Annotated in this window: 13 protein-coding genes and 1 other annotated feature; all 13 genes read right to left on the reverse strand. The window is 42.5% G+C overall.

Annotation, left to right across the window (positions count from 1 at the left end):
* Nucleotide 1: 1 nt before the first annotated feature.
* The 13 genes from rlmB to BLL40_RS12945 all read right to left on the reverse strand — a co-directional run bounded on the left by rlmB (nucleotide 2) and on the right by BLL40_RS12945 (nucleotide 13,349).
* Nucleotides 2–751, reverse strand: coding sequence for a 23S rRNA (guanosine(2251)-2'-O)-methyltransferase RlmB (rlmB, locus tag BLL40_RS12880; RefSeq protein WP_073712298.1), 750 nt, complete (start codon nucleotides 749–751; stop codon nucleotides 2–4).
* Complete coding sequence (locus BLL40_RS12885) at nucleotides 748–1,173, reverse strand: Mini-ribonuclease 3 (RefSeq protein WP_083566516.1); 426 nt, start codon at nucleotides 1,171–1,173, stop codon at nucleotides 748–750. The genes rlmB and BLL40_RS12885 overlap by 4 nt, the downstream gene beginning before the upstream one ends.
* A complete protein-coding gene (gene cysS / locus BLL40_RS12890) occupies nucleotides 1,173–2,570 on the reverse strand; it encodes a cysteine--tRNA ligase (protein ID WP_073712300.1) in 1,398 nt (465 codons plus the stop codon). The genes BLL40_RS12885 and cysS overlap by 1 nt, the downstream gene beginning before the upstream one ends.
* Nucleotides 2,561–3,217 (reverse strand): serine O-acetyltransferase, encoded by a 657-nt coding sequence (cysE, locus tag BLL40_RS12895; protein ID WP_073712301.1) that lies wholly within the window; start codon nucleotides 3,215–3,217, stop codon nucleotides 2,561–2,563. Before cysE ends, cysS begins: the two co-directional genes overlap by 10 nt.
* 54 nt (nucleotides 3,218–3,271) lie before the next feature.
* Nucleotides 3,272–3,496, reverse strand: a binding site (T-box leader).
* A gap of 32 nt (nucleotides 3,497–3,528) precedes the next feature.
* Entirely contained in the window at nucleotides 3,529–4,989 is a 1,461-nt protein-coding gene (gene gltX / locus BLL40_RS12905; RefSeq protein WP_073712303.1) for a glutamate--tRNA ligase, read from the reverse strand.
* A gap of 30 nt (nucleotides 4,990–5,019) precedes the next feature.
* Complete coding sequence (gene ispF, locus BLL40_RS12910) at nucleotides 5,020–5,496, reverse strand: 2-C-methyl-D-erythritol 2,4-cyclodiphosphate synthase (protein ID WP_073712304.1); 477 nt, start codon at nucleotides 5,494–5,496, stop codon at nucleotides 5,020–5,022.
* A gap of 6 nt (nucleotides 5,497–5,502) precedes the next feature.
* Nucleotides 5,503–6,198 (reverse strand): 2-C-methyl-D-erythritol 4-phosphate cytidylyltransferase, encoded by a 696-nt coding sequence (ispD, locus tag BLL40_RS12915; RefSeq protein ID WP_073712311.1) that lies wholly within the window; start codon nucleotides 6,196–6,198, stop codon nucleotides 5,503–5,505.
* Between the two features lie 25 nt (nucleotides 6,199–6,223).
* Complete coding sequence (locus BLL40_RS12920) at nucleotides 6,224–7,306, reverse strand: PIN/TRAM domain-containing protein (RefSeq protein ID WP_073712305.1); 1,083 nt, start codon at nucleotides 7,304–7,306, stop codon at nucleotides 6,224–6,226.
* A 90-nt stretch (nucleotides 7,307–7,396) separates the two neighbouring features.
* Complete coding sequence (gene radA / locus BLL40_RS12925) at nucleotides 7,397–8,767, reverse strand: DNA repair protein RadA (RefSeq protein WP_073712306.1); 1,371 nt, start codon at nucleotides 8,765–8,767, stop codon at nucleotides 7,397–7,399.
* A gap of 59 nt (nucleotides 8,768–8,826) precedes the next feature.
* Nucleotides 8,827–11,265: an ATP-dependent protease ATP-binding subunit ClpC gene (clpC, locus tag BLL40_RS12930; protein WP_073712307.1), complete on the reverse strand. Its 2,439-nt coding sequence runs from the start codon at nucleotides 11,263–11,265 to the stop codon at nucleotides 8,827–8,829.
* 18 nt (nucleotides 11,266–11,283) lie between these two features.
* Nucleotides 11,284–12,339 carry a protein-arginine kinase McsB gene (gene mcsB / locus BLL40_RS12935; protein ID WP_073712308.1) on the reverse strand — a complete coding sequence of 352 codons (1,056 nt, stop codon included), beginning with the start codon at nucleotides 12,337–12,339 and terminating at the stop codon, nucleotides 11,284–11,286.
* 1 nt (nucleotide 12,340) lies between these two features.
* A complete protein-coding gene (mcsA, locus tag BLL40_RS12940) occupies nucleotides 12,341–12,874 on the reverse strand; it encodes a protein-arginine kinase activator protein McsA (RefSeq protein WP_073712309.1) in 534 nt (177 codons plus the stop codon).
* 13 nt (nucleotides 12,875–12,887) lie between these two features.
* Nucleotides 12,888–13,349, reverse strand: a complete 462-nt coding sequence (locus BLL40_RS12945; RefSeq protein WP_073712310.1) for a CtsR family transcriptional regulator — start codon at nucleotides 13,347–13,349, stop codon at nucleotides 12,888–12,890.
* Between the last annotated feature and the right edge of the window lie 339 nt (nucleotides 13,350–13,688).

Here is a 13,688-nt window from a genome sequence, read left to right on the forward strand (position 1 = left end):
GTTATTGTCCCAGTGGATGACGCTTCCGGTATACTTCATACATGAGGAGAGAAGCGGCAACAGACGCATTCAGCGATGTAACATGTCCGCTCATCGGCAGTTGAATTAAAAAATCGCAATTTTCTTTTACAAGGCGGCTCACACCACGCCCTTCACTGCCGATGACGAGACAGAGCGGCATCGTGCCATCAAGCCGTCGGTAATCTTCCGCACCGGATGCATCCGTTCCTGCAATCCATATTCCCCGCTCTTTCAGCTCTTCCATCGTTCGGACCAAATTCGTCACGCGGACAACCGGAATGTACTCAATCGCGCCCGTTGATGCTTTCGCCGCTGTCGCAGTTAAGCCGACCGACCGGCGTTTTGGAATAATAATACCGTGTACACCGACTGCATCAGCTGTTCTCATAATCGAGCCCAGATTATGCGGGTCTTCTAATTCGTCAAGCAGCAGGAAAAAAGGTGGTTCATCGCTTTCTTTTGCTTTGACAAACAAATCGTCAATTTCTGCATATTGATATGCTGCAACAGAAGCTGCTACACCTTGATGATTTTCTGGAACAACTTGTTCAATTTTTCTTTTCGGCACAAACTGCACTGGGATACCTGCTTCTTTTGCTTTGTTTAAAATTTGCTGCATCGACCCTTTTTGAGATCCTTCTTGCACCCATAACTTATTAATATCACGGCCGGACCTTAATGCTTCTAGTACAGGGTTTCGTCCGGCGATCCATTCTTGTTCCTGCGTCATGCATTTACACTCCCTTTTTCATCGCTGTCGTTTAAAATATTGTAAATCACTTCTTCCATTCGCTCGAGCTGACCGGTTAAAAATAAAAATCCGATTAGCGCTTCAAACGCGGTGCTATGATTGTACGTCTGTACATCTGTATTTTTCGGTACGTGACCGGACTTTGCATTACGGCCTCGTTTCGCAACATTTACTTCTGTTTCTGTTAAAAAATCACTTTCAAGCAAACGATGAAGCTGTGCCGATTGTGCTTTGGCAGAGACATAGCGCGTCGAGGCACGGTGAAGATCATTTGGCTTCACACGGCCCGATTCCAGCAAAAATTTCCTTATATATACTTCATACACCGCATCACCCATATATGCAAGTGCCAATCCGTTTAGCTGCTGCGCCTCCTTGAATGGTTCCATCAAATTTTTCATCATCCACGTCTCCAGCGAATGCCCTGCGCTGTATCTTCCAAAATAATGTTTAACTCTTTTAGATGGTCGCGTATTTCATCGGCACGGGCAAAATCACGGTCTTTTCGCGCCTGAGTGCGCTGTTCAATCAAGTCTTCAACCTCTTCATCGAGCAGTTGCTCGCTTTGAATTGAAAGTCCGAGCACAAAGAGCATATCATCATATTTCGACAAAAATGAATCGATGACTGCTGTAGATGTATGTGGCTCAAGTAAGTACACATTCGCATCTTTCGATAAATCAAATAAAATGGAGATCGCGTTCGCTGTATTAAAGTCGTCATCCATTTCAGCGAGGAAGCGGGCATGATGGACATTGATTTTTTCAAGCCATTGATCGTTGTTTTCTGCCAAATTGGTGCTGGACTGCTTACGGTGCTTTACATTTTCATACGCCGTTTTTATACGTTCAAGTGAAGCGGCTGCACTGTCAAGTAATTCTTTATTGTAGTTAATCGGATGACGATAATGAACCGATAGCATGAAAAAACGCAGTACTTGTGGATCAATTACTTTAATAATGTCGTGAACGAGTACGAAATTGCCAAGTGATTTTGACATTTTTTCATTATCGATATTGATATAACCGTTATGAAGCCAGTAGCGGGCAAATGGTTTGCCAGTCAGTGCTTCTGACTGGGCAATTTCATTTTCATGATGCGGGAAGGCTAAGTCCTGTCCTCCAGCGTGAATATCGATTGAATCCCCTAAGTATTTACGTGCCATTGCTGAACATTCAATATGCCAGCCTGGCCGTCCCGCTCCCCACGGACTTTCCCATGAAACCTCGCCGTTCTTAGCTGTTTTCCATAAAACAAAATCAAGTGCATCATCTTTCTTTTCACCAGCACCAATACGGGCGCCGACTTTCAGCTCATCAATTGACTGATGAGACAGCTTTCCATAGCCGTTAAATTGACGGGTACGGTAATATACATCACCGCCTGATTCATAGGCGAATCCCTTTTCAACGAGCTGTTTGATAAATTCAACAATTAATTCAATATTTTCAGTCACACGTGGGTGAACATCTGCTTTTTGGCACCCGAGCGCTTGTGTATCTTCAAAGTATGCGTTAATAAAACGCTCTGCAATAACCGGCACTTCTTCACCAAGTTCATTAGCAGCGCGAATTAATTTATCATCTACGTCTGTAAAGTTAGAAACATAGTTCACATCGTATCCACGATATTGCAGATGACGGCGCACTGTATCAAATACGATGGCCGGGCGGGCGTTACCAATATGAATATAATTGTATACGGTCGGACCACATACGTACATTTTCACTTTTCCCTCATCAATTGGGATAAATTCTTCTTTTTTCCGTGTAAGTGTGTTATACATCATTATGGGCATTGCTTCTGATCCCCTTTCTTCGTTTCATCCAATTCCTTTTTCAAACGGACAATTTCCATTTCTATACTATTCAGCCGGTCTGCCACTGGATCCGGGAGATTGCGGTGATTTAAATCCTTTTCGACTTTCCGGCCATTTTGAACAACAATCCGCCCTGGAATACCTACAACTGTCGAATTTTGCGGCACATCTTTCAAAACAACAGAACCAGCACCAATTCTCGCATCTTCTCCAACGGTAATCGAACCGAGTACTTTTGCACCTGTGGCGACCAAGGCACCATCCTTCAGCGTTGGATGACGTTTCCCTTTTTCTTTTCCAGTCCCACCGAGCGTGACCCCCTGATAGAGTGTCACATTGTTCCCGATTTCACACGTTTCACCGATGACAACACCCATGCCATGATCAATAAACAGTCGACGCCCAATACGAGCACCCGGATGAATTTCAATACCTGTAAAAAAGCGGCTAATTTGTGAAATAACTCGTGCAATAAAATAAAATTTACGCTTATAAAAACCATGTGCAAGACGATGAGACCATATTGCATGCAGACCCGAATACGTTAAAATAACTTCCAAGTAGCTTCGTGCAGCAGGATCCTGTTCAAATATGATATCAATGTCTTCTTTTAGCACTTTAAACAATGTTGCTCCTCCTCTCAAATACTAAATTCAGACATACAAAAAACGCCTCTGAAAGACAGAGACGTATTAAAACGCGGTTCCACTCTGTTTGAAAAACAGCATAGCTATTTTTCCAACTTGACTTGTTAACGGGTTAGACCCGCCTCCGCTTACTTGTATGTTCAGCGGCGGACTCAGAGGGGCACTTCTGCAAACAGAAAGGCCTAAACCGCTCTCAGCCGGGTGACGGTTCTCTCTGAAAGGCATCTGTTGCATACTTTTCCTCTTCAACGTTTTTTGTATATATACTCTATTATATACCGACCATCCTTTTAATCAAGAACGGCATTTAGCCTTTTCAAAATTTTTTCTTTTCCAAGCAGTTCAATTGCCTTTGGTAAATCCGGACCATGTGTTTGACCGGTCACCGCTGCGCGAATCGGCATAAAAAGTTTTTTTCCTTTATAGCCTGTTTCTTTTTGAACGTCTTTCATTGCTTTTTTCACACCATCTGCTTCAAATGGTTCAAGGACTAATACCCTTTCAGCAAATGAACGAAGTACTTCTGGAACCTGCTCTTCAGAAAGTACTTCTTTCGCTTCCCCTTCATATAAAACGTCCTCTTTGAAAAACATATCCGACAGTTGAACAATTTCCGCACCGAAGCTCATTTTTTCTTGATATAACGCGATTAGACTTGTCACCCATTCTTCTCGTTTTGGAGAAAGCACCTTTTCAATCAATCCCTCTTTGATAAGATGAGGCCGCGCTAGTTCTACTACACGCTCAATCGATTGTTCCTTCATATACTGATTGTTCATCCAAAGAAGCTTTTGCTTATCGAAAAAGGCTGGCGATTTCGATAGTCGATTCGCATCAAAACCTTCAATAATTTGTTCTTTCGTAAAGATCTCTTCTTCCTCTTTCGGTGACCAGCCCAGCAAGGTAATAAAATTCAAAAGGGCTTCCGGTAAATATCCAAGCTCTTTGTATTGTTCAATAAACTGAATGATCGATTCGTCACGCTTGCTCAATTTTTTCCGGTTTTCGTTGACTATTAATGTCATATGGCCAAAAACAGGTGATTCAAAGCCGAGTGCTTTGTAAATTAAAAGCTGCTTTGGCGTATTTGAAATGTGATCATCTCCACGAAGAACGTGCGTCATTTTCATTAAATGATCGTCGATGGCAACGGCAAAATTGTAAGTTGGTGTTCCATCTTGCTTGACGATGACAAAGTCGCCGCCAATGCCGTCTGAATCAAATGATACGTTTCCTTTCACCATATCGTCAAAGGCTATCGTTTCACCTTCAAGAACAAGGAATCGGATGCTTGGACGTCGTCCCTCGACTTCGAGTACCGCCTGCTCTTCTTGCGTCAAGTTACGGCATTTCCCAGAATATCCGGCAATTTCATTGCGCTCTTGCTGCGCTTCCCGTTCCGCTTCAAGTTCTTCCGTTGTGCAGTAGCATTTATATGCTTTTCCTTCTTCTAGAAGCTGCTCGTAATATTTTTTGTACAAATCATTACGTTCTGATTGGCGATATGGACCGTAATCGCCACCTTCATCCGGCCCTTCATCCCAATCGATGCCGAGCCACTTTAAGTATTGAAGCTGACTTTCTTCGCCGCCTTCAATATTTCGCTTTTGATCTGTATCCTCGATGCGGATAATAAATTTTCCGCCCAGGTTACGTGCATATAAGTAATTAAAAAGTGCTGTTCGTGCGTTGCCAATATGAAGATGTCCGGTTGGACTTGGCGCATAACGAACTCGTACTTCATTTGCCATAATTATGTACCCTCCCATGTTGTTTTATGCTTATTTTTTTACTAAAAGGATTGCAGCTTGTGATGCAATGCCTTCTCCACGTCCCGGAAATCCAAGTTTTTCAGTGGTCGTTGCTTTCACATTGACCTGACTTACATCCGCTTCTAACAGTTCTGCGATGCGCATCTGCATATCGCCAATGTATGGAGCCATTTTTGGCTTTTCTGCAATAATGGTACAGTCAATGTTACCGAGTTTATAGCCTTTTTCTTTTACCATCACCCATACGTGTTCAAGCAACTTCGCTGAATCTGCATCTTTAAATGCTTCATCTGTGTCTGGAAAATGACGGCCAATATCGCCCTCTCCTACGGCGCCAAGGCACGCATCTGCCACTGTATGCAAAAGCACGTCTGCATCTGAATGACCGATCAGCCCCTTTTCATATGGAATCTTAATACCGCCTATAATAAGCGGGCGTCCTTCTGTTAGCTGATGAACATCAAATCCTTGTCCAATTCGAAACATAAATAATTACACCTGACTTTCGTTTCTTTTCGCAATGATCGCCCGGGCAAAATATAAGTCTTCCGGTGTCGTCAATTTAATATTATCATAATCACTTTCAACAATTTGAACCGGGTGACCGGTTCGTTCGACAAGCGATGACTCATCTGTGCCTAGAAACTGCTCTTCTTCCGCTTTTTGCTGAGCGGATACTAAAACAGCCGTCTGAAATGCCTGCGGTGTCTGAACCGACCATAGATTAGACCGATCAACCGTCTGTGACACAGTGTCGCCTTCCACTTGTTTAATTGTATCTTTCACCTGAACTGCTGCAATGGCTGCTCCTGTACTGCTTGCACTTTTGGTGAGTCTTGCAATCGTTTCTGGCGTGATAAATGGTCTAGCGCCGTCGTGAACGAGCACAATGTCTATTTCCGGTGGGAGCATTTTTAAGCCACTGTATACACTATGCTGGCGTTCCTTACCACCTGTCGCAAATGCATATACTTTTTGTATGTTGTACGTCAAAAGAAGCTGTTCAAATTCGAATCGCTCGTCTGGATGAATAGATAACACAATTCCTTCGCATGAAGGATCTGCTTCAAACACAGCAAGCGTATGAATAATCACAGGCTTTCCTTCGAGTTCAAGCAACAATTTATTGCGGTCCGCTCTCATGCGTTTTCCTTTTCCGGCAGCTGGAATCACGACAAAGTAATTCATTCGTTCAAACCCTTTCCTTTTTCCATCATGCGTGTTTTGGTTTTGCAAAAATCATCCGTCCGGCTGATGTTTGCAATACGCTTGTGACGACAACATCGATTTGTTTTCCAATTAAATCGCGGCCGTCTTCTACAACAATCATCGTACCATCATCGAGATAAGCAACGCCCTGGCGCTGTTCTTTTCCGTCTTTAATAACGAGCACATGCATTTCTTCCCCGGGAATAACGACTGGTTTTACTGCGTTTGCAAGATCGTTAATATTCAAAACTGGTACTTTTTGAAATTCACAAACTTTGTTTAAGTTAAAATCATTTGTAACTACAATACCGCCAATGTCTTTCGCAAGTTTAACGAGTTTCGAATCTACTTCGTGAACGTCTTCATAATCCTTTTCAGTCATTTCCACGTCAATTGGGATTTCTTTTTGCATCCGGTTCAAAATATCAAGCCCGCGACGTCCTTTCGTTCTCTTTAGCGTATCAGACGAATCAGCAATATGCTGTAATTCTTCGAGAACGAATTGAGGAATGACAATCGTACCATCTAGAAACCCCGTGTCACAAATGTCAGCAATTCGACCATCAATAATCACACTCGTATCCAAAATTTTGAAGGACTTAGCAGGTAGTAAAGGCAATACTTCTTCAGACTGGATGTCTTTTCGCTTTAGTCCTTTATTGGATGAAAAAAATGAGGTTAATTCATCGCGACGTTTAAAACCGAATTGAATACCGAGATAGCCAAGAGCAATTGTTAGAAGGATCGGTACAACAGTATTGACGATTGGCAATTGAAGCTGTGCAAGCGGAATACCGACTAAAATAGCGACAAGCAGTCCGAGTACTAAACCGAGACCGCCCATTAAAATATCCGTAAGCGGTGCATTAACGATGCGGTCTTCAATCCATTTAATAAATTCCACAATATAATCCACTGCCCAAAACGTCAGTAAATAAAAAAACAGTGCACCTAATAATGCAGTGATGTATGGATTATTAATAAGCGGATAATTAATATGAAAATAATGGAATAAGTCCGAAATAAGAAATACGCCAAGCGTACCACCTAAAATAATGAATCCACCCTGTACAAGGCGCTTTAACATGTTTATTTCACCTCCCTATTCTTTTTATTATAAACACGTTTTGGGCACCGCGCTATTATTACGCAACTGAAACGCATTTAGTTCCATTTTTTATTTTCCAAAAATGATTTTTAATGCTTCATTAACAGTCGACACACCCACAATTTCCAAACCAGTTGGAGCTTTCCATCCACCGATATTATTTGCAGGTATGACAAGGCGCGTAAAACCTAGTTTTGCCGCTTCGTTTACACGCTGTTCAATACGCGACACACGCCGCACTTCACCCGTCAGCCCAACCTCACCGATTAAACAATCAGCTGCGCCAGTCGGTTCGTCACGGAAACTTGAGGCAATACTGACAGCAATGGCTAAGTCAATCGCCGGCTCATCCAATTTTACACCACCCGCTACTTTTAAGTACGCATCTTGATTTTGCAACAACAGTCCGACCCGCTTTTCCAGAACAGCCATAATGAGCGTTACCCGATTATGATCCATTCCCGTCGCCATTCGCCTCGGATTGCCAAATACAGTTGGGGCAATAAGTGCTTGTATCTCAACAAGTACCGGTCTTGTCCCTTCCATTGATGCGACGACCGTAGAACCAGATGTCCCCTGCGTTCGTTCTTCGAGAAAAATTTCCGATGGATTTGCGACTTCTTCTAGACCGATCTCTTTCATTTCAAAAATACCCATCTCATTCGTGGAACCAAACCGGTTTTTTACCGCGCGCAAAATACGGTATGTATGATGACGTTCTCCTTCAAAATACAACACCGTATCCACCATATGCTCAAGTAAACGGGGTCCGGCAATCGAGCCTTCTTTCGTCACGTGACCGACGATAAAAATGGCAATGCCGTTCATTTTTGCAATTCGCATCAGCTCAGCTGTACATTCACGCACTTGGGAGACGCTTCCGGGTGCCGATGTCACTTCTGGATGATGAATCGTTTGAATGGAATCGATAATGACAAACTCCGGCTTCATTTCTTCAATCGCTGAATGAATAAGCTGTAAGTTGGTTTCTGCATATATATAAAGACTTTCATTATTTATATTCATTCGAGATGCCCGCATTTTCGTCTGTTTCACAGACTCTTCCCCTGAGATATACAATACACTGCTTCCTTTTGATGAAAGTTGAGAGGATACTTGCAAAAGAAGCGTCGATTTTCCTATACCTGGATCACCGCCAATTAAGACAAGTGAACCTGGAACGACACCACCCCCGAGCACACGGTTAAATTCTTTTAACCCTGTTTCAACGCGAGGCTCTTGTGCAGTCTCCACATCAATGAGACGTGATGGTTTAGCCATCATTGTCTCTGTGTGCATAAATGTCCGTTTCGGCGTCCCGGTAATGGCCGTTTCCTCCACCATCTGATTCCACTCACCACACCCAGGGCATTTCCCCATCCATTTTGCAGATTCATAGCCACATGAACCACAAACGAATTTTGTTTTCTTTTTAGCCAAAATCATGTTCTCCTTTCAAATGAAAAACAGCGGGTCTACATAGACCCGCTGCATAAAATTTACGACAAGGATCCAGCTGCTGTGCGAACCATAAACTCGCCTTTTTCATCAACATCAACTGTCACTTGCTGGCCTGTTAAGACATTGCCTTTTAGTAACTCCTCTGAAAGCCGGTCTTCTACTTGTTTTTGTAGGGCGCGGCGCAACGGGCGTGCACCATAATCTGGATCATACCCTTCATCAGCAATTTTTTCTTTTGCCTTCTCTGTCAATTCAACAATAATATCCTGCTCTTTCAGTCGCTTCGTCAATTGATTTGCCATCAATGTCACAATTTCTTTCAAATGTTTCTTTTCAAGTGCGTGGAAAACAATAATCTCATCGATACGGTTTAGGAACTCGGGACGGAAAGCCCGTTTCAATTCATCCATCACTTTCCCTTTCATATCTTTAAAATCTTGTGCTGTATCTTGAATGTTAAAACCGACGTATTTATTTTTTTGCAATGACTGTGCGCCAACGTTAGATGTCATAATAATGACCGTATTACGGAAATCAACTGTGCGACCTTTTGAATCAGTTAAGCGGCCATCTTCAAGAACTTGAAGTAAAATATTAAACACATCCGGATGTGCTTTTTCAATTTCATCAAGCAAGATAACTGAATACGGTTTACGGCGAATTTTCTCGGTTAACTGACCGCCCTCTTCATATCCTACATAACCTGGAGGCGAGCCAACAAGGCGCGACGTCGAATGCTTCTCCATGTATTCTGACATATCAATACGGATCATTGCATCTTCATCGCCAAACATCGATTCAGCAAGAGCTTTAGCAAGTTCTGTTTTCCCGACACCTGTCGGACCGAGAAAAATAAACGAACCAATCGGGCGCTTCGGATCTTTCAAACCTGCACGCGCACGGCGAACGGCTTTCGAAATCGACGTGACCGCTTCTTCCTGACCAATCAAACGAGAATGAAGAATGTCTTCCAAATTCAACAAACGATCTGTTTCTGTCTGCGCCAGTTTAGAAACAGGAATCCCTGTCCAGCTCGATACGACCATTGCGATATCTTCCATCGTTACTTCACTGTTTTCCGTTCCCTGTTTTTCTTTCCAACTGTTTTTTGTCTGCTCGAGCTCTTCACGCAATTTTTGCTCTGCATCGCGTAAAGAAGCAGCTTTTTCAAATTCCTGACCTTGAACAGCCGAATCCTTTTCATTTTTGAGTGCCTCAAGTTTTACCTCGAGCTCTTTCAAGTTAGGAGGTGTCGTAAAGGAACGAAGACGTACCTTTGAACCTGCTTCATCAATTAAATCAATTGCTTTGTCCGGTAAGAAACGGTCAGAAATGTACCGATCTGACATTTTCACAGCTGCTTCAATCGCTTCATCCAGAATCGCAACACGATGATGCGCTTCATAGCGGTCACGTAATCCATTTAAAATTTGAATAGATTCATCAAGTGTCGGCTCGTCTACTTGAATCGGCTGGAATCGGCGCTCAAGTGCTGCATCTTTCTCGATATACTTCCGGTATTCATCAAGCGTTGTTGCACCAATACACTGTAGCTCTCCGCGTGCTAGAGATGGTTTCAAAATGTTTGATGCATCAATTGCACCTTCTGCACCACCTGCACCAATTAATGTATGCAGCTCATCAATGAACAAAATAATATTGCCCGCCTGACGGATTTCATCCATTACTTTTTTCAAACGATCTTCAAATTCCCCACGATATTTTGTTCCGGCAACAACCGTTCCCATGTCAAGTGTCATCACACGTTTACCACGCAGCGTTTCTGGCACTTCATTATTAATGATTTGCTGAGCAAGACCCTCTGCAATCGCTGTTTTACCAACGCCTGGTTCACCGATCAAGACCGGATTATTTTTCGTTCGGCGGCTCAGCACTTCAATGACGCGTTGAATTTCTTTGCCTCGCCCAATGACTGGATCAAGGCTTCCCTCACGAGCAATAACGGTTAAATCTCGTGCCAAACCATCAAGTGTTGGAGTGCTTACATTCGATGCCTGACCGCCCTGTGTTCCACCAGCCTCACTGCTTCCGAGTAATTGAAGTACTTGCTGGCGTGCCTTATTTAAGCTCACACCAAGGTTTCCAAGTACACGTGCGGCTACACCCTCTCCTTCACGGATCAAACCAAGCAAAATATGCTCTGTACCTACGTAAGAATGGCCTAATTTACGTGCTTCATCCATTGATAGCTCAATTACTTTTTTCGCACGCGGCGTATAATGAACGGTTTTCGAAGCTCCGTCGCCTTTTCCGATTAACTCTTCTACTTCTTCCTGAATTTTTTCAGCACTAAGACCTAAACCATAAAGGGCTTTCGCAGCAATGCCTTCTCCTTCACGAACGAGACCTAGCAAAATATGTTCCGTACCAATGTTGCTGTGACCCAGCCGGATGGCTTCTTCCTGTGCCAGTGCCAATACTTTCTGAGCTCTCTCCGTAAAACGACCAAACATCATATTCATTTCCCCCTTATATTAATTAGTTACTTCCATCGTTAAACGTTCTCGAATGAGTGTTGCCCGCCTGACATCGCGCTCTTCTGCTCGCAGCGGTCCACCCGCATATTGCTGTAAAAAACCGGGCTGCATTAATATCATTAATTCATTTAAAATACTTTTAGATATATGTTCAATATACCCTATATCGATACCTAACCTAACATCTGATAAACATTGAAATGCTTCATTCGTTTCAATCATGCGGCAGTTCGATAAAACACCAAATGCTCTGAATATACGATCTTCAAGTTGAATATGAGAAGTCTTCACCAACGCATCACGTGCTGATTGCTCTCTCGTCATCAACTCATGTACAACACTGCCTAAATCGTTAATAATATCCGCTTCCGATTTGCCTAGTGTTAACTGATTTGAAATTTGAAAGATGTTTCCTAAAGCTTCGCTGCCTTCCCCATAAATTCCTCTAACCACTAAACCAAGCTGGCTGATCGCCGGGATAATCCGGTTCATTTGTCGAGTCAGCACAAGTCCCGGCAAATGAATCATTACCGATGCTCGAAGACCTGTTCCAGCGTTTGTCGGACAGGCTGTTAAATAACCTCGTTTTTCATCAAATGCGTATTGAACACTTTCTTCAATCATATCATCAATACGATTTGCTTCATTCAGTGTCTCCTGTAGCTGCAGACCAGATGAAAGGCACTGAATCCGAAGATGATCTTCCTCGTTTATCATAATACTGATGTCTTCCTGCTCTGAAATGAGCGCTGCACCGTACAATGAAGATTCTGCTAAAAGAGGACTAATTAAATGCTTCTCAACCAATACTCTTTTTTGAAGCGGCGAAAGGTCCTCCATCTTGAGTAATGCAAGAGGCAATTTTTCTGAAGTAGCTGTATTTATTTGCTCCACAATCTGTTTTCCATCATCTAACTGAAAAACGGTTGGAAAGCATACATCACTAAAATTACGGGCAAGCCTTACACGTGTACTAAGTACGACGTCGGAATACGGACCCGCCCCACTCATCCAAGAACTCGTCTGCTGATTAATAAAGCGTTCTAATGACATATTACGACCCGCCCCCTTCGTCTGACAACTTATGCTCTACATCTCTTATTTGATCACGAACTTCTGCCGCTCTCTCAAAATGCTCATTAGCAATCATTTCATTAAGCTGTTCACGCAGCAATTGCAATTCTTTCTGCAAATGAAGCGCACCGCCCATTCTCTTTGGTATTTTCCCTTGATGTCTAGTATTACCACCATGAAGGCGTTTTAAAATAGGTGTAAGCTTGGAATCAAACGCTGTATAACAATGTGTACAACCAAACTTGCCTGTTTGTAAAAATTGTTGAAACGTCATATGGCATTTCTCGCAATGTTCATCTTCCGCATGTGGCGTAGTATTAGATGAAAAAAGAGATTCTGAATTAAACAATCCACTAAGTAAATTGTTAAGAGAAAGTGCCGGATGTCCACCAAATAAATATTCTCCCTTTTCATGGGCACACTTTTCACAAAAATAGACTTCTGTTTTTTCTCCATTTACTGTTTTCGTAAAATGAAGCGCTGCTGGTCGTTCTTGACACTCTTGACAGATCAAATTATTCACCATCCTACTGGAATTTAAGAGATAAAAGAAATGATTTCATCATGCGTGCTCGCAGCTCATCACGATCCGGTAATTCAATGTACAACACCGAGCGGCTCATAACGCTTATCATTAATTTCGCCTCACGTGTAGAAATTACCTTCTCTTCTAGAAGACGATAAATAAAATCTTCTCCATTAGATTGAGACAATCGTGTTCCGACTAGCGCCAAAAGTTGATCAATTAAATCACTTTGCTCTCTCACTGTCACTTTTATAATACGAATATATCCACCGCCACCACGTTTACTTTCAACAAGATAACCTCGTTCTATGGTGAATCGGGTATTAATGACATAATTGATTTGAGAAGGAACACACTGGAACTTTTCTGCAATTTCGTTTCTTTTAATTTCAACGATTTCGCTTCCGCTATGTTCGAGTACTTGTTTCAAATACTGTTCAATAATATCAGAAACGTTTCTCATTCTGTTCCCCACCTTGACTTTGACTATATTTGACGATAATTATAAAGGAAATTGATTGGTCATTGCAATTTATTTGCTTTTTTATATACAAAAAAGACAACTTAATGATTTAAGTTGTCTCAGGCTGTCGACAAAGTCGACAGCCATTTTTAATACCGAATTAGAAATCAAGATATTGTGCTGCTTCAGTCAGGAAGCAACTAAATAAGCTAATACAAAAAGACAAAAACCCCGTTTTCGTAAACGTTTTTTTCGTGAGAGGGGTTTGTCTACACTCTGAGACAACTTAATGATTTAAGTTGTCTTAACTTGCCAGGCGGCGTCCTGCTCTCACAGGGG

Origin of the sequence: Domibacillus mangrovi, assembly GCF_001906925.1 — a bacterium.
GTDB classification, from domain to species: domain Bacteria; phylum Bacillota; class Bacilli; order Bacillales; family Domibacillaceae; genus Domibacillus; species Domibacillus mangrovi.

Excerpts from the sequence above, each read along its gene's own strand:
- clpC (WP_073712307.1), bottom strand. The coding sequence starts at position 11,265 with ATGATGTTTGGTCGTTTTACGGAGAGAGCTCAGAAAGTATTGGCACTG.
- mcsB (WP_073712308.1), bottom strand. The coding sequence starts at position 12,339 with ATGTCATTAGAACGCTTTATTAATCAGCAGACGAGTTCTTGGATGAGT.
- BLL40_RS12920 (WP_073712305.1), bottom strand. The coding sequence starts at position 7,306 with ATGTTAAAGCGCCTTGTACAGGGTGGATTCATTATTTTAGGTGGTACG.
- BLL40_RS12885 (WP_083566516.1), bottom strand. The coding sequence starts at position 1,173 with ATGAAAAATTTGATGGAACCATTCAAGGAGGCGCAGCAGCTAAACGGA.
- BLL40_RS12945 (WP_073712310.1), bottom strand. The coding sequence starts at position 13,349 with ATGAGAAACGTTTCTGATATTATTGAACAGTATTTGAAACAAGTACTC.
- rlmB (WP_073712298.1), bottom strand. The coding sequence starts at position 751 with ATGACGCAGGAACAAGAATGGATCGCCGGACGAAACCCTGTACTAGAA.
- ispD (WP_073712311.1), bottom strand. The coding sequence starts at position 6,198 with ATGAATTACTTTGTCGTGATTCCAGCTGCCGGAAAAGGAAAACGCATG.
- ispF (WP_073712304.1), bottom strand. The coding sequence starts at position 5,496 with ATGTTTCGAATTGGACAAGGATTTGATGTTCATCAGCTAACAGAAGGA.
- gltX (WP_073712303.1), bottom strand. The coding sequence starts at position 4,989 with ATGGCAAATGAAGTACGAGTTCGTTATGCGCCAAGTCCAACCGGACAT.
- cysS (WP_073712300.1), bottom strand. The coding sequence starts at position 2,570 with ATGCCCATAATGATGTATAACACACTTACACGGAAAAAAGAAGAATTT.